Annotated in this window: 23 protein-coding genes, 1 tRNA gene, 2 rRNA genes and 1 pseudogene; 10 read left to right on the top strand and 17 right to left on the bottom strand. The window is 63.1% G+C overall.

Annotation, left to right across the window (positions count from 1 at the left end; all coding sequences use genetic code 11):
- Positions 1-120 precede the first annotated feature (120 nt).
- From H535_RS25760 to H535_RS25765, 4 genes are read left to right on the top strand one after another with little or no spacing between them, the layout of a single operon-like run.
- Positions 121-801, top strand: a complete 681-nt coding sequence (locus tag H535_RS25760; protein ID WP_051299372.1) for a hypothetical protein — start codon at positions 121-123, stop codon at positions 799-801.
- Complete coding sequence (locus tag H535_RS0114830) at positions 798-1,742, top strand: lysylphosphatidylglycerol synthase transmembrane domain-containing protein (protein WP_026820174.1); 945 nt, start codon at positions 798-800, stop codon at positions 1,740-1,742. The genes H535_RS25760 and H535_RS0114830 overlap by 4 nt, the downstream gene beginning before the upstream one ends.
- Positions 1,743-1,793: 51 nt before the next feature.
- A complete protein-coding gene (locus H535_RS0114835; RefSeq protein ID WP_026820175.1) occupies positions 1,794-2,993 on the top strand; it encodes a cysteine desulfurase-like protein in 1,200 nt (399 codons plus the stop codon).
- A 17-nt stretch (positions 2,994-3,010) separates the two neighbouring features.
- A complete protein-coding gene (locus H535_RS25765) occupies positions 3,011-4,804 on the top strand; it encodes an alkaline phosphatase D family protein (RefSeq protein WP_051299374.1) in 1,794 nt (597 codons plus the stop codon).
- Positions 4,805-5,330: 526 nt separating this feature from the next.
- Here H535_RS25765 and H535_RS0114845 read toward each other — a convergent pair.
- From H535_RS0114845 to H535_RS0114905, 12 genes are all read right to left on the bottom strand, one after another.
- Positions 5,331-6,173: a phage major capsid protein gene (locus H535_RS0114845; RefSeq protein WP_026820176.1), complete on the bottom strand. Its 843-nt coding sequence runs from the start codon at positions 6,171-6,173 to the stop codon at positions 5,331-5,333.
- Positions 6,174-6,431: 258 nt separating this feature from the next.
- A complete protein-coding gene (locus H535_RS0114850; protein WP_026820177.1) occupies positions 6,432-6,896 on the bottom strand; it encodes a hypothetical protein in 465 nt (154 codons plus the stop codon).
- A gap of 2 nt (positions 6,897-6,898) precedes the next feature.
- Complete coding sequence (locus H535_RS0114855) at positions 6,899-7,576, bottom strand: hypothetical protein (RefSeq protein ID WP_026820178.1); 678 nt, start codon at positions 7,574-7,576, stop codon at positions 6,899-6,901.
- Positions 7,576-8,331 carry a terminase large subunit domain-containing protein gene (locus H535_RS25770; protein ID WP_051299375.1) on the bottom strand — a complete coding sequence of 252 codons (756 nt, stop codon included), beginning with the start codon at positions 8,329-8,331 and terminating at the stop codon, positions 7,576-7,578. Before H535_RS25770 ends, H535_RS0114855 begins: the two co-directional genes overlap by 1 nt.
- Positions 8,328-8,552 carry a hypothetical protein gene (locus tag H535_RS0114865; protein ID WP_026820179.1) on the bottom strand — a complete coding sequence of 75 codons (225 nt, stop codon included), beginning with the start codon at positions 8,550-8,552 and terminating at the stop codon, positions 8,328-8,330. Before H535_RS0114865 ends, H535_RS25770 begins: the two co-directional genes overlap by 4 nt.
- The gene (locus H535_RS0114870) at positions 8,549-9,049 is read right to left on the bottom strand and encodes a hypothetical protein (protein ID WP_155838708.1); all 501 of its coding nucleotides are present in this window, start codon (positions 9,047-9,049) and stop codon (positions 8,549-8,551) included. Before H535_RS0114870 ends, H535_RS0114865 begins: the two co-directional genes overlap by 4 nt.
- Positions 9,050-9,654: 605 nt before the next feature.
- Entirely contained in the window at positions 9,655-9,828 is a 174-nt protein-coding gene (locus tag H535_RS29060) for a hypothetical protein (protein WP_155838709.1), read from the bottom strand.
- 85 nt (positions 9,829-9,913) lie between these two features.
- A complete protein-coding gene (locus tag H535_RS25775; RefSeq protein WP_162144890.1) occupies positions 9,914-11,092 on the bottom strand; it encodes an AAA family ATPase in 1,179 nt (392 codons plus the stop codon).
- Positions 11,089-11,376 carry a hypothetical protein gene (locus tag H535_RS0114890; RefSeq protein WP_026820182.1) on the bottom strand — a complete coding sequence of 96 codons (288 nt, stop codon included), beginning with the start codon at positions 11,374-11,376 and terminating at the stop codon, positions 11,089-11,091. The genes H535_RS25775 and H535_RS0114890 overlap by 4 nt, the downstream gene beginning before the upstream one ends.
- A gap of 189 nt (positions 11,377-11,565) precedes the next feature.
- Positions 11,566-11,952 carry a hypothetical protein gene (locus H535_RS0114895; protein WP_035769769.1) on the bottom strand — a complete coding sequence of 129 codons (387 nt, stop codon included), beginning with the start codon at positions 11,950-11,952 and terminating at the stop codon, positions 11,566-11,568.
- Positions 11,949-12,104 carry a hypothetical protein gene (locus H535_RS29065; RefSeq protein ID WP_155838710.1) on the bottom strand — a complete coding sequence of 52 codons (156 nt, stop codon included), beginning with the start codon at positions 12,102-12,104 and terminating at the stop codon, positions 11,949-11,951. Before H535_RS29065 ends, H535_RS0114895 begins: the two co-directional genes overlap by 4 nt.
- A gap of 194 nt (positions 12,105-12,298) precedes the next feature.
- Complete coding sequence (locus tag H535_RS0114905; protein WP_035769772.1) at positions 12,299-12,511, bottom strand: helix-turn-helix domain-containing protein; 213 nt, start codon at positions 12,509-12,511, stop codon at positions 12,299-12,301.
- A 133-nt stretch (positions 12,512-12,644) separates the two neighbouring features.
- On the opposite strand from H535_RS0114905, the gene H535_RS0114910 reads away from it, so the two are divergent.
- Positions 12,645-13,229: a helix-turn-helix domain-containing protein gene (locus H535_RS0114910; RefSeq protein WP_026820185.1), complete on the top strand. Its 585-nt coding sequence runs from the start codon at positions 12,645-12,647 to the stop codon at positions 13,227-13,229.
- Positions 13,219-14,343, top strand: a pseudogene (locus H535_RS30395) (site-specific integrase); the annotation flags it as partial. The gene H535_RS0114910 and the pseudogene H535_RS30395, both read left to right, overlap by 11 nt.
- Before the next feature lie 159 nt (positions 14,344-14,502).
- Here H535_RS30395 and H535_RS0114920 read toward each other — a convergent pair.
- Positions 14,503-14,576, bottom strand: a tRNA-Thr gene (locus tag H535_RS0114920).
- A 126-nt stretch (positions 14,577-14,702) separates the two neighbouring features.
- Positions 14,703-15,590: a DsbA family protein gene (locus tag H535_RS0114925; protein WP_026820187.1), complete on the bottom strand. Its 888-nt coding sequence runs from the start codon at positions 15,588-15,590 to the stop codon at positions 14,703-14,705.
- Positions 15,591-15,745: 155 nt separating this feature from the next.
- On the opposite strand from H535_RS0114925, the gene H535_RS0114930 reads away from it, so the two are divergent.
- From H535_RS0114930 to H535_RS25785, 4 genes are all read left to right on the top strand, one after another.
- Positions 15,746-17,254 (top strand): alpha,alpha-trehalose-phosphate synthase (UDP-forming), encoded by a 1,509-nt coding sequence (locus H535_RS0114930; RefSeq protein ID WP_081416717.1) that lies wholly within the window; start codon positions 15,746-15,748, stop codon positions 17,252-17,254.
- The gene (gene otsB, locus H535_RS25780) at positions 17,247-18,047 is read left to right on the top strand and encodes a trehalose-phosphatase (RefSeq protein ID WP_035769775.1); all 801 of its coding nucleotides are present in this window, start codon (positions 17,247-17,249) and stop codon (positions 18,045-18,047) included. Before H535_RS0114930 ends, otsB begins: the two co-directional genes overlap by 8 nt.
- A gap of 222 nt (positions 18,048-18,269) precedes the next feature.
- The gene (locus tag H535_RS0114940; RefSeq protein WP_026820189.1) at positions 18,270-19,352 is read left to right on the top strand and encodes an ABC transporter ATP-binding protein; all 1,083 of its coding nucleotides are present in this window, start codon (positions 18,270-18,272) and stop codon (positions 19,350-19,352) included.
- A 121-nt stretch (positions 19,353-19,473) separates the two neighbouring features.
- Positions 19,474-20,829, top strand: a complete 1,356-nt coding sequence (locus H535_RS25785; RefSeq protein ID WP_035769778.1) for a DUF4032 domain-containing protein — start codon at positions 19,474-19,476, stop codon at positions 20,827-20,829.
- A gap of 3 nt (positions 20,830-20,832) precedes the next feature.
- On the opposite strand, the gene H535_RS29070 is transcribed toward H535_RS25785, so the two are convergent.
- The 3 genes from H535_RS29070 to H535_RS0114960 form a co-directional block, all read right to left on the bottom strand.
- Positions 20,833-21,189, bottom strand: a complete 357-nt coding sequence (locus H535_RS29070) for a helix-turn-helix domain-containing protein (RefSeq protein WP_155838711.1) — start codon at positions 21,187-21,189, stop codon at positions 20,833-20,835.
- A gap of 215 nt (positions 21,190-21,404) precedes the next feature.
- Positions 21,405-21,521 (bottom strand): 5S ribosomal RNA (gene rrf / locus H535_RS0114955).
- 211 nt (positions 21,522-21,732) lie between these two features.
- Positions 21,733-21,866: ribosomal RNA gene (locus H535_RS0114960) — 23S ribosomal RNA — on the bottom strand; the annotation flags it as partial.

The raw sequence follows: 21,866 nt of genomic DNA on the forward strand, positions 1-21,866 counted from the left end.
GACCAACAAGCCGGGCCGGGAATATGTTCCACGCCCCGGCGGCGCGACACAATTGTGCCTTGACATCGACGCGTGCCGGACAACACTGGAAGTAGGATCCGATATCGGAAGGCGGAGGCCGTGAAGGAACCCGAATCGCCGCGCTTCCTCGCCTCCGGCCAATGGGTGGACCAGGACGAGGAGGAGCCCAAGCGCCCGGTGGCCGGATTGGGGCGCCGGCGCGACCGGAAGGCCAGGACGCAGCGTTCCTGGGAGGAAATGTTCGCCCTCCATGACGAAATCCTGCACCGCTGGTCCGCATACGAACTCGATCCGGCCCGCCTGATCGATTACCCGTTAATGACCGATCTGCGCGAGCCGGTCACGGCGGACATGATCCGCGCGATGCGCCGGGCCACCAGGCTGCGGCCCGACGGGGCATCCGGCCATCGCCGGCCCGCGTCCGACTCCGAATACGGGCAGGCCGTCCATGCGTTTGAGGAAGCGTTCCTGCTGGCCGAAGCCGAGGCGAAACGGGTGAAACGGGGTCATTTCAGCGAACAGGAGCAGCAGCGGTTGCAGACCGCGCGCCAGCTGTTGAACGTCGCCACCGACGAGTCGAGCTCGCCGGCGGAACGGCAGGGCGCCTATCAGCAGCTGCGCCGGGCGGTCGACGGGCTGGTGGCGATACCTGACACGGCCCTGGCCGCCCTCGAGGCCCGCAACGAGTTGCGTCGTCACGCTGCAGACATCCGCCCGACCGCAGGAAGACCCCGCGGCGCGGGGAACAGCAACCCCGAAGGGACAGGCGGCCCGGCATGACGGCGCCAACACGGACCGCGCCGACACGATCCGGGCGGTGGCCGCCGATCATCGCGGGGCTGCAGGTCGCCGGTTTCATCCTGGTGCTCAGCTTCCTGGTGCACACGTTCGGCGTGGCGCCGTTCGCTGCGGCGGCGCAGGCCATCAACGCCGGGGCCATTGTCATCGCGCTGTTGTGCGGATTGACCGCCACCTGGGCGCAAGCCGAGCGGTGGCGCCTGATATGCGGCGGGTACCGGGCCATGCCGACCGCGGCGGAGGCGCTCTTTCAGTGCTACACGGCATCCTTCCTGAACTCCGTGCTGCCCGGAGGCGTGGCGGGGGACGCCGCACGAGCGGTGCGCCACAAGACCTCGCATCGCACCTCCTGGACGGGCAGCATCGGCTCCGTCGCCGGCGAGCGCCTGTCGGGGACGGTGATTGTCTTCTTCGCCGCCGGCCTGGCTCTTTCGGCGGTCGACCGCGTGCCCGCGGCCGTGGCATTCGCGCTCGCGGCAGCCGCCGCTGCCGCGGCGTGGCCCTCGCTGCGCAAGTTGTCCGCCAACGACGTCGCCGCCGTCGCCGCATTGTCCTGGATCCAGTGGGCGGCGCTGGCCTTCATGTTCTGGACCGCCGCCTCGCTGACCAGCGGGGAACTCCCGCTCTCCCACGCCGGCGCGCTGGCTGCCATCTGCCTGGCGAGCATGTTCATCCCGCTGGGCGTCGGCGGGTGGGGCCCGCGGGAGGCAGCCACCGCGGTGGCGTTCGTTGCCTTCGGCTATCCTGCCGGCGCCGGGATTTCGGCCGCCACCGGGTACGGCCTGCTCGCCCTGGTCTCTGTGCTGCCCGGCGCCGTGCTGCTGCTGGCCTCCACACCGCTGGTGATGCAGCTGCGGACCCGAATCTGCCGCTCACTGCACGGACGGAAAGTGCTGACCGGCGCGGGCTGCGGCCAGCTCTGAGCTACCGTTGGAGACGAAATATCCTTCGCACAGCGATTCCGAAGAGGACCCATGCCATTCGACCTGGAACAACTCCGTTCGCACTTTCCGTCGCTGGATTCAGGTATCGCCCACTTCGACGGGCCCGGCGGCACCCAGACCCCCGACGTCGTCGGACTGGCCATCGCCTCGACGCTGACCGGTCCACTCTCCAACCGGGGACGCAATGCGGCGTCGGAGGTGAAGGCCGACGAGGCGGTGCTCCAGTTCCGCCGGGCCTTTGCCGATTTCCTCAACATGGACCGGCGGTCGGTGGTCTACGGCCGCAGTGCCACCCAACTGACCTACGACTTCTCCCGGCACCTGAGCCGGCAGTGGGGCCCGGGCGACGAAATCATCGTCACCCGGCTGGACCATGATTCGAACATCCGCCCCTGGGTGCAAGCCGCGGAGCGCCAGGGTGCGACGGTCCGCTGGGTCGGCTTCGATGCCGGCACCGCCGAACTGAACATGGACGAGCTGGAGCGGTCCCTCACCAGCCGCACCCGGCTGGCGGCGGTCACTGCGGCGTCGAACGTGCTGGGCACGATGCCCGACATCGCCGCCATCGCTGCGAAGGTGCACGACGCCGGCGCGCTGCTGTATGTCGACGGCGTCCACTACGCGGCGCACCACGCCGTCGACCTGCAGGCTCTGGGCGCGGACTTCTTCGTCTGCTCGCCCTACAAGTTCCTCGGCCCGCATTGTGCCGTACTGGCCGCCGCGCCGTCGTTGCTGGAATCCATCCAGCCCGACAAGCTGCTGCCCTCGACCAACATTGTCCCGGAGCGTTTCGAGTTCGGCACCCTGCCATACGAGATCATGGCCGGCGCGACGGCGGCCGTGGACTTCATCGCCTCCCTCGGCTCGGAAGGCTCCCGCCGCGAGCGGCTGGTGACCGCGTTCGAGTCCATCGAATCCCACGAGCAAACCCTGCAGGACGAACTGGAGCGGGCGCTGGAGGCCATGCCCGGGGTCGTACTGCATTCTCTGGCCAAGGCACGCACCTCCACCATGCTGCTGACCTTTGAGGACCACACGGCCGGTGAAGTCGGCAGCTTCCTGGCGGGCCGGAACATTCTTGCCCCGGCCGGCCATTTCTACGCCATCGAGGCCTCCCGCGCACTGGGACTGGGCGACGACGGCGGGCTGCGGATCGGTCTGGCACCGTACACCTCGCGGCAGGACATCCGCCGCCTGATTGACGGCCTCGCCGAGTTTTTGCGCCAGTAGCCGCATACACTGAATCCATGACGACACAGGAAGTCCCGGCGCTGGTGCTGGGACCGATGTTGCGCTACGTCGATGAAACGACGGCCACCATCTGGGTTGAAACCTCTGGCCCCGCCGAAGTCAGCATACTGGGGCACACCAGCGCCACCTTTGCCGTCGGGAGCCACCATTACGCGCTGGTGGTGGTCGATTCGCTGAGCGCCGGGGCCGACGTCGAATACTCAGTCGCGCTTGACGGCACAACAGTGTGGCCGCAACCTGACGATGCCCGCCCCGCGCCGCGGATCCGCACGCTGGAGCCCGGCCGGGAACTGGACATCGTTTTCGGTTCCTGCCGCATCGGCCGCCCGAACATAGAACCTTGGATCCTGGACCCTGGTACAGCTGACGATGCGGTGGGCGTGGACGCACTGCTTGCCTTGGCCTTGCGGTTGCGGCGGAACCCGGGGCAGCTGCCGGATCTGCTGCTGATGCTCGGAGATCAGATCTACGCCGACAAGCCGGTTTCGCCCCGGGCCCTCGACACCATGGACCGTCCGCGGCCGCCCGGAACGCCACCGCCGGACGCTGCCGCCAATTTTGAACAGTTCGCCTGGCTCCACCAGCACAACTGGTCCCAACCTGATGTCCGCTGGCTGCTGTCCACCGTCCCCTCGGCCATGATTTTCGATGACCACGAAGTGCAGAACCACTGGAACATTTCGGCCCGATGGCGCCAGCACGTCATGCAGGAGACGGGATGGGCCGAAAGGATCACCGGCGCCTACCTGGCATATTGGCTCTACCAGCACATGGGGAACCTGCCGCCGTCGGCCCTGGAAGAAGAAGGGCTGTGGCCGGCACTGCTCGCTTCACCGGACGGCGAGCGCAGGTTGCGGGAGTTCGCCGCCCACGCCGACGATGAGGTCAATGGCACCAAACGTTCGCGGTGGAGCTATTGCCGGCAACTGGGACGCACGCGGCTGGTGATGCTCGATACCCGCTCCGGGCGAGTGCTGGAGAATGGCCGGCGGAGTATGCTCGGCGACGCCGAATGGGACATCGTCGAACAATGGCTCCGCGGCGATTGCGATCACTTGCTGATCGGCTCGTCACTGCCCTTCCTGCTTGAACGGTCCGTGCACCACGTCGAGGCCTGGAATGAAGCCGTCGCTGAGGGCATGTGGGGCGAACGCGCGGCGCGCTGGGGCGAACGCATTCGGATCGTGGGGAATCTGGAGCACTGGGCGGCCTTCCAGCGTTCCTTCCGCCGGCTCTCGGACGCGGTGGGTGAAGTGGCCACCGGCCGTCGCGGCGCTGCTCCCGCCACGGTGATGGTGCTTTCCGGGGACGTGCACCATTCCTACGTGGCCCACGTCGACCGCCCCGCGGGCCGACTGCCGGTTGTGCAGCTGGTCAGTTCGCCGCTGCGCAGCCACTATCCAAGCATGCTGAAGCAGGCGTTCATTATCGCCGATTCGCGGTTTGCCCGGTTGCTGGGCCGTATCTTGACGACTATCGCCGGTCTCCCGCCCCATCCGCTGAAATGGAGGGTCACCGCCGGACCGCTGTTTGGCAACCATATCGCGTCGCTGCGGCTCAGTCCGCGGGCCGGAGTACTGCGGATGGAACGGGCCCGGCAGCACAAGGGCGCGGCGGTGCTCCAGTTGGTCCACCAGGAAACCATCGGCACTGACGAGGCCGGCCGCGCGTTCAGGACGGAGGCCGACACCTCCCGTTCGGAAGGAGCGCTACTCCTCGGTCGCCGCCTGCTGGGCAGTGGTATCGACAAGCTGAGGAACATCCGCCCCGGCCCGCCGGATAATGGCTGACACCGAGGCCTACGAACCGTCCCATTCCGCGGGGAAACGAAAATGCTCCGGTATGGGACAAATAACCGGCGGCGCCGGCGGCAGGATGTCCCAAAGCGGAGCGGCGCCGACGGCACGGCGACTGCTCCCGGTGGAAACGCCATCTGACACCGCTGGTAACAGTCCGGACCGCGGTTTTTCGTGGAGCCCCCTGCCGGATTCGAACCGGCGACCTGCTGTTTACAAGGAAACTCGGGGCGATAACCTGCCATAACCGTTAGGGGTCACTTCCGCTTGCTGGTGCGGATTTTCGAGGGTGCGGGTCACCGCCCGTAACCGTGAAATTCCAGCTAAAACCGCCAGAGTGCACAAACAATTGCACAAACAAAGAGGGCCACAGTCAGACCCTATTTACTGACCGTAGCCCTCTCTGCGTCTACCCGGTTATCAGCCGGGAGACTGCCCAACTACTACCTGATCCCCCTGCCATATGGGCAGGGGCTTTATTGCCGCCGCCCTGCCCCAACTGGACGGCGGCAAGTCTCGCTTACGCTGCCGAGAGCGTGATCTTCTGGAGCGCGGCCTCATGCGGGAAGCCGAAGCCAACACGCATGATCGCACGGATCGCGGTACGGTCCGAAGTGAAGTAGGCCGACTTATCAATCTTCAGATCAACATCGTTGCGGCGGACCACAACAGAGCGCAGCTTGGGCAGACCCCAAATGGTCCCGGCGGTCACTGCCGGCGACACCAGCAGCGGCACGCCCTGCAATAGCCGGCGGGATGCGCTGGTCGGATCGGCGGCCAGCAACGGCTTATTGCTGGTGTCCGACTCTTTGAGTTGTGCCAGGATGAGCGCGTCGGCCGGGTTGGCGACAAAGTTGTTCACGTTCAAGCCGAGCCCTTCAGCGTTCGAGGTGGCTTCTGCGAACGGGTCCAGGTTGGCCCACGCGGTGCCGGGATCGACGGCGGTAACTCCGGTCAAGTCTTCCAGCCCGTCCGGCTGCACCGGGTCACTGCCCTTGGAACCGAAGAAAGCCGCATCGAGTTTGCGGCCAATGTCGCGGGTCAGCCCGTCACCAATGACGCTTGCCGCTGCCGGGTCTGTGTCGTCGGCCGACTCGTTGGACAGCACAGTCAGGCCGGCCAGCTTCGCCGGGGTTACCGCGATATCATCCACGGTCGGATCGGATGCGCCGATTTCCTCGTTTTCCGCATACCAGCCGGCCGTAGGGTCAGCCATGACACGCGGGATGCGGGTAACAGTGGCGCTGGTGGGCAGAAGTGTTGACGACTGGATGGCGACAGAAGCGGCCTCCACCGGCCGGACAATCAAGTCTTCGATCTGGTCCGGGGAAATTGCGACAACGTTTGATGTTGAAATAGCCATGAGAAAAGCCTCCTTATAAGGCAATCGAAAGTAAGCCGTAACGAATACGGCGGGAATTACTCGACTGCCCCACATGGAGGCTGTGCGGTGAGCGGTGCAAGACCGGCTCTATTTGTAGTCTAGCACCACTCACCGTCAATTTGTTGTGCAACTGACCTAAGCGCCCGAGGGTACGCGATTTTGCGTACCCCGGCCTTGGGGGTGCAGTTCTCGCACACCCTTTTGCAGGACGTTGGTACTCGCTCAGCGAGTACCCTCTTACCTGAGCACGTCGCCCCAGGACGCCTCCGGCTTCACGTTGCCCTCACCGGAACCGCCGACACGATCCGTTCCCGTCTGCATCGGCGGCCGCTGGAAATAATGCGGCTTCGACTGCTTCAGCTCCTCCAGCGCGGCCGTGGCCTTCTCCTGGTCCACCTGCCCGGACTCATCCAACAACTCGGAGACGTCCAGACTGCCGGCGACGTCATCGACAGCAGAATCCAGCACCCGCTGAGACTTCGCGAAATCCGAAAAAGCGGACTTCTGATACCCGCCCACAGTCTCCGAGAGCTTATCCCGCTCCGCCTCCGTGTCCCGTAGCTTCGTCCGGTAAGTGGCCTCAGCCTTACGCTTGTCCCTCACCATCGCTACCAGCTTCTCCGGCGGCAACTGCAACAGCTGATCGTCCGAAGTCTCGTCGGTCTGTTCGGTCTCTTCCTGGTTCTCTACTTGCTCAGTCATTGTTATTTACCTCCAACAAGGGTTAGTGGATTCTCAATTACATCTGGACGGCCAAACGGGTTATTCCCATACAACGCAAGCGCAAGAGCGCTCACCAGATCGCCGTGACCGTCACCGGCCGACCTCTGATAATCGAACTGCTCCCGCCCGTTCTGCGTGATCTTCAAACGGAAATTCGTCAGCTCCTTCTCCAGCGACTCACCCAACGGCAGACCCTGGGCAACCTTCAGCCGGCCAAGCTGCAGCGGCGCCTGAATCGCCGCCATCAAATCCTGCTTCGGGATATTCCAGCCGGACGCCTCCCTACCGCCCGTCACCGTGACACCAATCGGCCAATACGCGCCCAAATCATCCTCATCATGCGCCTGGTAAAACATGTCCATCACAGCCCGGCCTACGCCCGTCCCATCGACATACAACAGCCCACCGGCCCGCATCTGCGGCGAGCGCATAAACGCCGCCACATCAGACACGATCGACGGGTACGGGGTGCCCAACTCCCAACGGCGCAACTGCCGAACATGCTTCTCCTCCACCAGATGCTCCTGGTATACGCCCGGCTGCCGGTGCCACTGGCCCATCGTTATATATTGCGGTAGAACAAAGACCCGTTCAGTGACCACCAAAGCGGAAAAATCCGCCGCGCTGCCCAAATCGAGCCCAACAGTAAAACAAGCCATTATGCGACCTCCAAATCCAAGGGTGTAATGCCCGGCGCGAAAGCCGCCCGGACTGATTCCGTGCTGAAAAGCTGATTGTCTGTATCCCCGAACTCACATTCGTAATCCGAAGCGAACGTGAACGAGCCGAGCGACGCCCGAACCTCCGCTATCCGCTCCGGGGTGTACTGCGCCGACTCGTAGACCGTGACCTTATGCCGCTCCCAGCCATTCAAAGCGTCCTCGTGCCTGTCGTAGAACCAGCCCCGCTTACCAAACGGCGTGCTCAAAGCAAGCAAGACGCCATCAGACGCCACCATCGGCAGGACAGAAGCGAACACGTCGTCATCAATCCGGGACGCCTCATCCAAAATCAGCAGCTTGACGCCAGCGAAGCCACGAATACCGCCCTCACTCCCAGGCAGAGACACCACGCGGGAGCCGTTACTGAGTCCCATTTCCGAAGTGTTGTCACGCTTGAGCCGCGGCTGACCGCTCATTGCCTTATAGAGCGCCGATACGCGGTGCAGCATCTCGTCTGACTGCCGCTGCGTAGGGCTGACGATCAACACATCACGGCCAGGATTGAATAAGGCGGCGTGCAGGGCCTTGACGCTCGTCGTCGTAGTCTTCCCCACCTGCCGGGCACACAACACCAGCCCGCGCCTGGCTTGGGACCGTAGCAGGGTGGACTGCCACGGCTCCGGCTCAAACCTAAGCGACTCCGCAAAGCGCACCGGGTCCAGCGCCGCCGCCATCGACTCCGCAAGACTCACGCCTCCACCTCCATCGTCTCGATCAGCTTGGAAGTGGGCCGGGTATAGGTTTTGCCATCCATGCCCTGCACCGGCTCGGCGGGTTCTTCAGGTGATGCAAATGCATCACGTCCCACGTCGCGGGTAACTGTCGCTTGATTCGCTCCCACTATTGGAGCAATTGCCCTAGTGCTCATTCCCTCGCTGGACAGCAGGGACACCATTTCCTGCCGTTGCATCATGCCTCGACCTCCCCCATATCCTCCAGAGCGCCAGCCACAGCCACGCGGGCATCCGGGAACGGGGCCAGGGCCTCCAGCATCCGACCTTGGATAGCCAGCCACTCCGGCGACGACTGGACATTTAGGACGTTCACCTGCGGGCGTTCATCCAACTCCCCGGACAACTTCGCCAAAAGCTCCACAGTCGCCCTGAGTTCCTTGATGGCTCCCAGGGCAAGCTGCCCCTGCCCCGCTTCCTCTGCGGCCTCCAGAATGCGCTGTGCCTTGCTATAGAGTTCCTCTGCACGGTCGGACGCCTTCACCGCTCCCTGAGTCTCCCGGCGGGTGGCCACAGCCTTCAGTGCTGCCGATAGGTGGCGTTCCCGGTGCCGGCGTACTGAATCCTTGGACATGCCGAACTTCTCAGCAGTGCCCAGGTTGGAAGCACCGCCGGCCAACTGCCTGTCAATCTCCGGCCTGTCGTGATGCCGGCACACTGTGCATCTCGGTTCAGCCACAGTGGACCCCCTCACGCCGTAGCTCTTCTACCTCAGCCCTGAGGATTTGCACCTCACTGGATAGTTCCTGGTTGCGCTGCTGTTCCGCCCGCAACCATGCGCGCCTGTGAGCGCACTCATCGCGCAAATTGCGCACATACTCGCGGATACCTGAGATGTGGCGGGGATGGCCATTTGACAGGGCTATCAGCGCTTGCTTATATGCGATGGCCGACGCCTCCCGGCCAAGCCTCCCGCGCACTTTTGCGCTCATGATTCCGCCCCCTGAACAGTTGTTTGGGTAACAACTGACAAGCCTGTGACCTGCGACGATACTGCTGTTTGTGCAATGTTGGTGCAGTCTGCTCCATCCTCCGAACCGCTGGAAACGCGCTCAACTGGAGAGGCTGCGCGGAAGGAAGGGACAGCATCCCGGTGGTCTTTGCCGCGGCGTGCTGGTATTCCGGCTTTGGTGAGTTGTTCGAGCCAGAAGTCAGCGCTGGCTGCAGCATCTAGTGGGTGCGGATACCCGCCGTCTATGACGAGGGCTATGTCGTAGGCTTGGTGCCCGTTGGGTATGGCTCTTATGTCTGGTGTGCCTGGGACGTTTTCCCATATTTCGTTGCTCATTTTTGGGCCTCTCGGTGGTCGTATAGTTTGAGTCGGGCTTCTGCCGCTAAGGCACGGTTGCGCCATTTGGCTACGTCGTCGTGTTCTTTACGTGCTCGTTCTCTCATCCGGTCGGCGAGGTCGATTAGCTCGGTTTTGGTGAGTTTGAGCTTGCCTATGGTGTCGGTCATGCTGTTTTCTCCAGTGTTACTAGGTGGGGGTCCATGTCTATGGAGACTAGGAAGAGTAGGGAGACTAGGGAGTCTGTGCGCGTGTTCATGCAGCACTCTCAGTGTTCCTAGATTCACTAGTAGTCCTAGACTCCTGTGAAATGGGGTCCGGGTAGGGAGACTGTGAGTGGAGGGTGAATTGCCACGGTTCCCGGTAGCCTCCCGGTGCGGAAGTGCCGCTGTCGTGCTTGGCTTGCTCGATGGCTGTTTTGCCGTAGCCGAGTGCGGTCAGGTGGGCGTCGAGGTCTTTGGTCGGGACCGTTCCCCCATAGGCGTTGACGTAGTCGAGCAGTTCGGCCCTGGCGCTCTCCGTTTTGGTGGGTTTGCGGTCGGCTTCCTGCTCTGCCTGTTTCCATTCCGCGAGTAGGTTGCGTATGGTCATGGCCGCCGATGTTGGGGCGGTGAGACGGGCTGAGGTGCCGGGGTCGTCGTCGGTGGCTGCCCGGACTTGTTCGACTGCGACGTTGAACCGTACGGCGTCTACCAGCCCTGTCACGTTGGATTTGTCGGGTCCGATCCAGAGGTGTTGGACGGGTTCGTCGTGGTCGGCTTTTGACCGGGCGGCGAAGAGCACCATGCGAGCTTTCTGCCGTAGGGCTGCGGTCCCTCCCATCAGGTCACGCGTCGACGCTGTGTCCATCCGGTTCGTGTGGGTCACCAGCAGCGCTGCGAGGTCGTGCCGGCCTGCCAGCGTCTTCCAGGGGTGGAGTGCTTGCCGTGCCTGCTGCGTGTCCCTGATGTTGAGGCTCCCGGCTACGGTGTCGAGCCAGGCATCGACCACCAGCATGGCGGGTTTCGATTCGTGCTCTTCGAGGAGGGCGTCGAGTAGCAGCATGTCGCCGCTCATCCCGTTTCCGAATACCGGGGTGCCGGAACCGTCGTCCTCTGCCGAGTAGAAGATGATCCGGTCCATGTCGGCCCCGGCCAGTCTCAGCCGGGCGTCAACTTCGGCGGCTGAATCTTCGGTGACGACGACTACGACGTCGGCGGGTTCCCTGGCTGGCAGGCTGAATGGCGGGAATGGCCTGCCGGTGGTGACGTGCGCGGCCATCAGCACCCATAGCAGACTTTTCCCGATACCCTCTTCGCCTACCAGTACGGTGATTTCCCGGCGGGGCACCCAGCCGCGGGCTACCCATTGTGTCGGCGGCGGGAGTTCAAGGCCGGTCGCCCGTCGTAGTTTGAGGCCTTTACCGGGCGGCGCCTCTTCTTCTTCTAAGTTCAAGCTGCTGCCTCGCTTCCGTATTCGGTTGTGCTTTCCTGCCGTGCCCGTTCGACGTCGAACCACTGCACGTCATGCTTGATTTGCTTGTGGATTTCTTCCTCGTCTTCCTGTGCGGCCTGGAAGAGTCGCACGGCAAGTTGGGCTTGTTCTTCCTGGCTTAGTTGGGCGTCTGCCAGGCCTTGGGTGTATCCCGAGCCGACGCCGCGCAGGAATACTTGGAAGGCCCTAAAGTTGCTATGGATGAGAGAGTCGATCTGCTCATCGGTGAGGGATTCATTCGGCATCACGGTTCCAATCTGAGGGGACCGGCCAGTCGGCCATCTTCTGTACAGGCAGGCCGCGGGCTTCCCGAACGGCTTCGTCGTTGCAGCAGGGACCACATATTTCAATGTCCCGGCCATCAGTGGCCCTTGATGCGCCGGGATACTCTGCAGCGTGGTGGCATCGCGGACAGATGAAAGCGTTATCGCGGATCATGAGCACACCTCGTTTCCCGAGTCGTTGGGTATGGTCACCGGCCGGCCTGACAGGTGCTCAAGGGCGGTCAGCGCGGCGTCGAGGTCGTCAGCGTCCGCAAGTCCGGCCCGCGTGGCGTCGATGGCATCCCGGAGCTTCTGTGTGTCCATCTGCCCAGGCGCTACGATCTCGGTGAGATTCAAGAGTGCGCCGACAAGCTGCCGGACGTCAGATATGCTCATCGGGTCCAGGTTGTCGAGGTGGATCTGTGAACCCTCGTCCGGGTGGTAGGACAACGCAAGGTCGATTTCGGTTTCGTTGTCGAGCGTGACGGGGTGGCTTGGCCCCCATGCCGTCTCATCGTCCATGCGGATGGTCCATGCCGGGTATTCGTTCATGTTCATTGCTGGTGCCCCTTTGCTTTCGTGAGTGTTTCTGTCCACACCTGGCGGTCGATGACGCCGTAAACGTCGAGGTTGAAGGCCAGCCAGCCTGTGAAGTGGATATATTGCGTCGCGGTCAGATTCGCGTCTGTGAGTTCCTGCAGCGGTGTCATCGCCGTGCACCTCCGGTGAGGCGTGCGAACTCTTGGCCGCGCTGTGCTGGCATGATGCGGGGTGCTACGCTGGGCATATTGAATCCTTGGTGAGGGTTGAATGAGGGAGTCGGTTGCCGCCGGCTCTCTTTTTTTGTGCCTTGTGCTGGGAGCGTCCTGGCTCTCATGGTTGCCTCCTGGGCGGGGATCGTTGGCTATGCGGCGCTGTCGTCGCCTTCGAGCATTGCTGCGAGTTTCCGAGTCGGAACCAATATCCGGTTCCCGATACGCAATGACGGGATTTCCCCGCGGTGGACGGCATCGTAGGCCTGCCGGCGTCCGATGGACAGGACCGTGGCGGCGTCATCTACTTTGCAGGTTGGCCGGCTCAGAATCTCTGCGATGTCCGGCGAGTATGTGGTCTTCACTGGTTCCCTTTCCTTGAGGTTCCACTTTGGTAACTCTCAATACTCACACGGTACATCGCATGTCTTGCGGTCGCAACCCGTGTCAGATAGTCTTTTTTCCATAGCGGAACACTTCAGGCACTAAGGGAGACTCATGCCAGCCAAATACGAGAACCGAACGCTAGAGGCCGAGAGGGGTCTAGCAAGCACCATTGCCCGCCTGCGCACGGACGTAGCCAAGCTCACCTATGAGGAACTGGCCGAACGGATGCGGGCTGTTGGCTGCGATATACATGCCAGCGGGATTCAGAAGACAGAGAAGAGCGGCCGGCGCATCACGGTCGATGAGCTGATCGGATACTCACGCGCCCTTGAGGTGCCCGTCGATTCATTGCTTGATTCAGGAAATCTGACTACGACTACGCGGGAATTCTTGCGTGATCTTATAGCGGCTGAGAATTTCCAGCTGCTCTTATCATTCACGCGTCGAACGTATGAGGACATGGTGAAGCGTATTCGTGAAGAAGCTGCCAAGAATCCTGAACTTCGCCGCCACATTGAGGACCGGCTCAAGAAATATACGGCGATGGAGGAGCCTAAAGCGCGGGCGATGGCCGAGCAGGACGACGTGGATATCAGCACAGACGAGAAATTCCAGAAGTACCTGTGGGAGTGGTGGCCAAACTCCCCAATGATAACGACACGCGACGTATTGAGGGAGGAAGACGATGGCAAGTAACGATGTGTTCAAGAAGTGCGGATGCCGGGATGAGAACGGCAAACAGTACGGCGCGAACTGCCCCCAACTCGAGGATAGGGAGCATGGGACATGGGCCTATTACCTCTCCGCCGGCACCGATCCCAAGACGGGCAAGCGGCGCCAGCACCGCAAGGGTGGCTTCCCGAACAAACGCGCTGCGCAGATCGCGCTAAACAAGGTGCGCGTGAGCGTCGATGAGGGCACCTATACGGAGCCGTCCAGGAAGCTCGTGGGTGATTACGCCGCCGAGTGGCTGCCGCGCCGGGAGAAGACCGGCAACGGGCTAAAGCCGACCACGTACCGAAACTATGACCGGTACATCCGCAACGACATAAAGCCGTCCGCGCTGGGCCGGATGAAAATATCCGAGGTGCGCCGGTTCCACGTAAACGACTTCACTCAAGACCTGGTGGAAGCCGAGCGCGGGCCGGTCACTGTCCGCCGCATCCTGGCCGTCCTGAAAGTAGTGTTCGCCGCCGCACTGCGTGATGAGTTGATCGCCACGAATCCGGCGCAGTTCGCTGACCTGCCTACCGTCGAGAAAGCCGAGTTCGAACCGTGGGAGCCATCCCAGGTAGATGAGTTCCTGAAAGCGACAGAACATTACCGGCTGGGCGTCGTGTTCGAGACGGCCATTTATACCGGGCTGCGCCGTGGCGAGTTGGCGGCGCTGCGCTGGGAAGACGTAGACCTTGAGCGTCGGACGCTGACCGTCAAACGGAATCGTGTCGATGCTGGCAAGGTCTATGAGTACACGGCCAAGTCAGCGGCCGGACGTCGAACCATTCCGCTACCGGATGCCGCCGTGGGTGCGCTCATGGCGTGGCAGATCAACCAGCAGTCAGAAGCCGAAGAATGGGCCGAAGCCTCCGAACATGACGGGTACGTGTTCACCCTTGAGAATGGCCGTCCTCTGGCTCCCGGCTATTTGTCCAGGCAGTTCCAGAAGGTGCGGGAAACGGCCGGCCTGCCTGCGATGAAGTTGCACGGCACGCGGCATGAGTTCGCCTCACTGCTGATCGCCGCCGGCGTGGATATCGCCGTCGTCTCAAAGCTCCTGGGGCACGCTTCGGTGAGCATCACCAGCGATATCTACGGGCACCTCATCGGCTCAGTATCCCGCGACGCTATGGAGTCCGCCGCCTCCCTCATCCAAGGCACTGCACCAACATTGCACAAACAAGACGTTTCTGAGGGCACAAAAAATGCCCCTGCCGAGCCTGAAAGTGGCTCTGACAAGGGCATTTACTCGAGCCTCCTGCCGGATTCGAACCGGCGACCTGCTGTTTACAAGACAGCTGCTCTGGCCAGCTGAGCTAAGGAGGCGTGGACCGGCGCCCGCGGGAGCCGGCCGGCGTCGGACCTTCGCAAGACCGACGCCCAATAAGGGTAGCCCAAGCGGACTCGTGGTGGAAAACCAGCACGAGTCCGCGCCCGCCCGGGCTGAGGGATTTACTTCTTGTCGAGCTGCTTCTGCACGAACTCCATGAACTGCGGGTTCTGCTGCCCGTTCCACTTCTTGCCATCCACAAAGGCTGTCGGCGTCGCGCCCACGCCATACATACTGGCGCGCTCGGTCTTGATTTTCACCGCCGGGCGGAAGGTGTTCTCGTCCATGCACTGGCTGATATCAGCGGCGCCGACTTCGCTGGCCAGCTCCGCCAGGCGGTCATCGGAGAGCCCGTCGCCGCCCTCGGGCGGCTGCTCGGCGTACAGCTTGTCCACGTATTCCGCGTAGCTGCCCGGCGACTCGTCCGCCACACACATCGCCGCATTCGCCGACCGTGAGGAATAGTTCGATGTCGAGGCCCGGTCCAGGATGGAGATCGTCCGGTATTCAACGGTGATCTCGCCGGAGTTGCGCAGCTTTTCCAGCTGTGGACCGAAAGTTTCCTCGAACTGCTTGCAGACCGGGCACTGGAAGTCCTCATACAAGACGACCCGCACCGGCTCGTCACCCTGGGACTCCTCGACTCCCGGGGGAACGAGAGGTTGGTCACCTTCGGGCTTCGGCGTCTCGTCCGGAAGGTCCGACATGGCGATCTGGCCGGGCTGGTCATTGGTGAGCACCTTGCCGTTCTTGCCCACCACGACGCCGCCGTACTCATTAGTATTGGCCGCCGTCGGGCCTTCATCGGGAATCTGGCCGCGGATGTTCTGGGCCACGATCAGTGCGATGACCGCCACAATGGCGACGGCGGCAACCACAACGCCCCACCGCACCAGCAGGCGGTTCCGCTTCTCCCGCTTCTGCTGCTCTTCACGGATCCGGCGGGCCTTCTCGCGCGCTTCGGCCGTGCGCTCGGCGCGGGTGGGCTTTCGTTTGTTCTGCGGAGTCATAAATCCTCGTGTTGTTGGGGCGCGGCACAGGCCACGCAAAACGGGAACCTTGCCAGTTTAGCCAGCAATGGTGGCACCGCCATATAAAACGAAACACCGAAACATAAAGTTTCACCGGCAGTTAGAGTTGGATGTGGACACGTAGGGAGTACTGCATGAGTTCATCCAACACCACGGCACGTTCACGGCAGCCTGCAGCGGATACGGCGGCCGGCCCCCATATCAACAAGGCAGACAAGCGCGAGTACGACTTCATCGTGGTCTCCAACCGGCTGCCCGTGGACCGGGTGGTGGACGACGACGGCAACAGCAGTTGGCGGCGCTCTCCCGGCGGACTCGTAACGGCCCTGGGCCCGGTGATGGCCAAGACCGACGGAGCCTGGATCGGCTGGAACGGCGCGTCGGATGAGCATGTGGACGCGTTCACCCACGACGAGATGCGCCTGATACCGGTCAGCCTCACGGCGGAGGAAATCGAGTACTACTACGAGGGGTTCTCCAACGCCACCTTGTGGCCGCTCTACCACGACGTCATCGCCCCGCCGGAATTCCACCGGCATTGGTGGGACGCCTACCGGCGGGTGAACCGCAGGTTCGCCGAAGCCGCGGCGCTGGTGGCGGCCGACGGCGCGACGGTCTGGATCCAGGACTACCAGCTGCAGCTGGTTCCAAAGATGCTCCGCGAACTGCGCCCGGATCTGTGCATCGGGTTCTTCAATCACATCCCGTTCCCTCCGACCGAAATCTATGCCCAGTTGCCGTGGCGGGGACTGGTGCTGGACGGACTGCTCGGTGCAGACCTGATCGGATTCCAGCGCAGCGGCGACGCCGGCAACTTCATCCGCTCCGCCCGGCGTTTCCGCGGCTACAGTGTCAAGCAGCAATTCGTCCAGGTGAAGGACGACGACGGCGAAATCAGCCACACCGCGCGGGCCGAAGCGTTCCCGATCTCCATCCAGGTCAGCAAGATCAACGAACTGGCCCACCGCGAAGACATTATCGAACGCTCCAAGCAGATCCGCCGGGACCTGGGAAACCCCAAACAGGTGCTGCTCGGCGTCGACCGGCTGGACTACACCAAGGGGATCGGACACCGGCTCAAGGCCTACGCGGAGCTGCTCGACGACGGCCAACTCAATGTCGAGGACGCCATCCTGGTGCAGGTGGCCAGCCCCAGCCGGGAACGGGTTGAGTCTTACCGGCTGCTGCGCGAGGAAATCGAAGGTTCGGTCGGGCACATCAACGGCCAGCATGACACCATCGAGCACGCCGCGGTGCGCTACCTGCACCACAGCTACCCGGTGGAGGAAATGGTGGCGCTCTACCTCGCCGCTGACGTGATGCTGGTGACCGCGCTGCGGGACGGGATGAACCTGGTGGCCAAGGAATACGTCACGGCCCGGGTGCAAACGACCGGCGCCTTGGTGCTCAGCGAATTCGCCGGCGCGGCCGACCAGTTGCGCGAAGCGGTGCTGATGAACCCGCATGACATCGACGGGCTGAAGAACGCCATCATGAAGGCCGTCACCCTCGAACCGGAAGAAGCCCAGCGCCGGATGAAGAAGATGCGGCGGCAGGTCCTGGACCACGACGTCGAGCATTGGTCGGATTCCTTCCTCGGGACCCTGCGGGAGTTGAAGGAGTCCGGGGACGGCAATGACTGACGACGACGGCGCACTGTCGGCGGATCTGGCAGCGGCACTGGAGCGCGCCGCCGCGGCCGAACACCTGCTGGTCGCATTGGACTTCGATGGCACCATGGCGCCGTTGGTGGACCGTGCGGAAGACGCCCGGGCGCTGCCCCGCTCCGCCGCGGCCTTGGCCGGCCTGGCGAAGCTTCGGGCCACGTCGACGGCGCTGATATCCGGCCGCGCGCTCCAGACACTGCGCTCACTGGCCTCGCCGGAGGAACAAACCCTGCTGATCGGCAGCCATGGAGCCGAGACATGGACCGGACCTGGTCACGCCCCGCTGGAATTGGACGAACAGGCGAGGGACCTGCTGGCCTCGGCCACCGCCGTCGTCGCCGGGATTGTTGAGACCCACCCGGGCACCAGTTTGGAAGAGAAGCCGGCCGGCGCGGTGCTCCACACCAGGACAGCAGCCCCGGAAACCGCTGCCGCTGCCGCTGAAGTGGCGCTGCGGGAGCTTCATGCGCTGGACGGGCTGACGGTGACAGAAGGCAAGCAGGTAGTGGAATGCAGCGTGGTTCATTCGGACAAGGGCCAGGGCATTGAAACGCTGCGCTCGATGACCGGCGCGACCGCAGTGTTATTCGCCGGAGACGACGTCACCGATGAAGATGCCATGGCCGTCCTCGGCACTGCGGACGTGGGCATTAAGGTCGGTCCGGGCCCGAGTCGGGCGGGATACCGTGTCAACGCTCCGGAACAGATGCAGGATGTGCTGGAAACGCTGCTGGACCTGCGCTTTGCCGCCACCGGCCCGGCCGCCTGAATCCGACGAGCCCGTCTTGAACGCGCTTGAACCCGCGTAAAACCGCCGATGCGGCCGTTTGTTACGCACCCCGGCGCGCGCCGTCGGCAATTTTCTGCCATACTTCTATGGTGACGTACACCACGTCAGCGTGGGACGTATGTCTCAACAACCGAAAATACGAAATTCACCATTCACAACGGATCGTCCGGCACGTACCTGCCGGTGAAGGGAATTATTAACATGGCAACGGTAACGTTTGACCAAGCCACCCGGGTGTACCCGGGTACTGATCGGCCCGCAGTAGACAAGCTCGATCTGGACGTCGGAGACGGGGAATTCCTCGTCCTGGTTGGTCCCTCCGGCTGCGGAAAGTCCACCTCCCTGCGAATGCTGGCAGGTCTTGAGGATGTAAACACCGGCCGGATTCTGATTGGGGACCGTGACGTTACTGACGTTCCGCCCAAGGACCGTGACATTGCCATGGTTTTCCAGAACTACGCGCTCTATCCCCACATGTCCGTGTCGGACAACATGGGCTTCGCACTGAAGATTGCCGGGGTCGGCAAGGAACAGCGGGCCGAACGGGTCCGCGAAGCAGCCAAACTGCTGGACTTGGAAGACTACCTGGACCGCAAGCCGAAGGCTCTCTCTGGCGGCCAGCGTCAGCGTGTGGCCATGGGCCGCGCGATTGTGCGTAACCCCCGGGTGTTCCTGATGGATGAGCCGCTGTCCAACCTGGATGCGAAGCTGCGTGTGCAGACCCGCACCCAGATCGCCTCGTTGACCCGGCGGCTGGGCGTCACCACCGTCTACGTCACCCACGACCAGGTGGAGGCGATGACGATGGGCGACCGGGTCGCGGTGTTGAAGGATGGCCTGCTGCAGCAGGTCGACACGCCCCGGCGGCTCTACGACCACCCCGATAACGTCTTCGTCGCAGGCTTCATCGGATCCCCCGCCATGAACCTGCTGGAACTGCCCGTGGTCGACGGCGGTGTGCAGTTCGGCGGCACCACCTACGACACCGGCAGGGAAGCGATCGACGCCGCCAGCGGAAGCACCGTCACCGTCGGGGTGCGACCCGAGGACCTGGTGTTGACCGCCGAAGGTGACGGACTGGCCGTCGAAGCCGATCTGGTCGAGGAGCAGGGCGCGGATGCCTTCATCTTCGGACGCACGATCGTCAACGACAAGTCGCACGACATCATTGTCCGTGTCGACGGCCGCCGCCCACCTGAGAAGAACTCCACGGTGTGGGTGCGCCCGCAGCCGGGACACGTGCACGTGTTCGATGCCACGACCGGCGAGCGGGTCGGCGACTAGGCGTTCCGGGAATCTGCCCTGATCAGTGCGACTCCGCCGCCGGCACCGGTTCTTTCCGGTCTCCGACGGCGGAGCCGCACTGGCTTAAGGGCGCGCGGGACCGGCCTAAACTGGAGACGTGATGGCTGAGATATCTTCGGACGCCCAGTGGCATGAGCCAAAAGACTGGGAGCAGCAAGGAAAACTGCCCCGAAACGCCGGCATCGCCGGCGGAAATGTCGTCGGCGCGCTGAACATCACCGCCGCCGCGACAGACCCGGAGTTACTGGATCTGCCATGGCATACCGGGCTGGTGGATTGGCCGGACGAATACCTCGCGGCGCTGCCCCGTGGCATTTCCCGGCACGTGGTCCGCTTCGCCCACCTGGGCGGCTCTGTCATCGCCATCAAGGAGACCAGCGAGCATATTGCCCACCACGAATACCATGTGCTGCGGCGATTGCAGCGGATGGAGGTGCCGTGCGTGGAGCCCGTCGCGGTGATCAGCGGCCGCACCACACCCGACGGCGAAGACTTGGATCCGGTGCTTGTCACCAGGCATTTGAAGTTCTCATTGCCTTACCGCGCCCTGTTTTCGCAGATGCTGCGCCGCGACACCCTTACCCGGTTGATTGATGCTCAGGCGCTGTTGCTGGTCAGGCTGCATCTGATCGGCTTCTACTGGGGCGATGTGTCGCTGTCCAACACCCTGTTCCGCCGTGACGCCGGCGCGTTCGCCGCCTACTTAGTGGATGCCGAAACCGGCGAAATCTATCCTTCCCTGTCCTCGGGCCAGCGCGAGTACGACTTGGAGATAGCCCGGGTGAACATCGCCGGGGAGCTGATGGACCTGCTCGAAGGCGGGCTAATCGAAGAACATGTGGATCCGCTCGCCACGAGCGAGCGCATCATGGACAGTTACCGCCGGCTCTGGAACGAGCTGACCGGCAAGGAGACGTTCAGCGCCGGCGACCGGTGGCGGGTCGGCGCCAGAATCCGCCGCCTTAATGACCTCGGATTCGATGTCGAGGAGTACTCAATCAACACCGAACCTGAGGGTTCCCGGATCCATTTGCAGCCCAAAGTGGTCGACGCCGGACATCACCCGCGCCGGCTGATCCGACTGACCGGCCTGGATGTCCAGGATAATCAGGCCAGGCGGCTGCTCAACGATCTCGACCAGTACCGTGCGGAGTACTATCCCCACCTCGACGAGGAAATCAGTGCCCATTCCTGGCTGCGGCATGTCTTCGAGCCGATTGTCAGGGCCATCCCCCGCGAGCTGTCCGGCAAGCTGGAACCGGCCGAGGTGGTCCACCAGGTACTCGAACACCGGTGGTACATGTCCGAACAGCAGGACCGCAATGTCCCCCTGGCGGAGACGCTGCAGTCATACCTCGACAATGTGCTGCGCCACCGCAGGGACGAGGCCGCGATCCTCCTCAACCCTGACACCGGGACGCTGCGGGCGCTGCAGGCCCAGGATCCGGAGTCGTAACCCTCAGAAGCCCGTCAGGCCTCCCGCTGAGCAGCACACGAACGGAGCGCCTCGGCGGCTCACGAAGGCTCCGTGGGCCAACTCCGAATTGGAGATCGCCGGATCGCGGCTGAGCAGTTCCAAACACGCATACTGCGGTGCACTCAGCTCCAACGGTCCCAGCGCGGCGTCCATCCTGGAACGCAGTGCCGACTGCACCTGCTTGTGCTCGGGACACCATGAGCTCCGCATCCGGCACGCCAACGCTGCCTTGTCCGGCTTCTCTTTGGCAATGGCCGCCAGATTCGTCGAGTATTTTCCGGCGGCGCAGGGCGGAGGCGGGGGCCGACACTGGAACTGGCTTTCCGATAGAGAAGTCATCGCACCCCGGCTGCCGAAGGCCTGGCACAGTTGCAGAGGCTGACGGGGATCGGACCATGTTCGGCCGAGCTCATTCTGATCCGCGGGGCCGGGCACGCGGCTCGGGCACGGCGGGCGCGGGGTCGCTTGTGCTTGGGGTGTTTAAACGGGTGTGGGCCCGCACCCTCGACCGGTTGTTTGTGTCGGTCGGGTGCGGGCCCACCCCTGTGGTTTGGGTCCGGCGGCGTCCTACTCTCCCACACTCTTTCGGGTGCAGTACCATCGGCGCTGTGGGTCTTAGCTTCCGGGTTCGGAATGGGACCGGGCGTTTCCCCCACGCTATGACCGCCGTAACACTTCCTCCCCTGGCCCCACGCACCCGCCCGCAACGGGCTCGGGTGTCGGTGGTGGGGGAAATCTTGTGGTGTCACGACTTGGTGGTGACAATCAATATTCGTTTATCAAGTGTGTTCCCGGCCGGGTTTGTTGGTCGGGAACCACATAGTGGACGCATGAGCATACTTGGGTTTGAACACCACCAACCCACAAAGAGAGGGGGGTGGTGTGGTGTAAGTTGTCGGCCTATTAGTACCGGTCAGCTTCACAAGTCTTTAGTCCTTGCTTCCACGTCCGGCCTATCAACCCAGTGGTCTGGCTGGGGGCCTCCCAGGCACAATGCCTGTGGAAATCTCATCTTG

Origin of the sequence: Arthrobacter castelli DSM 16402 (assembly GCF_000430705.1) — a bacterium.
In the GTDB taxonomy this organism is placed as follows: Bacteria; Actinomycetota; Actinomycetes; order Actinomycetales; family Micrococcaceae; genus Arthrobacter_C; species Arthrobacter_C castelli.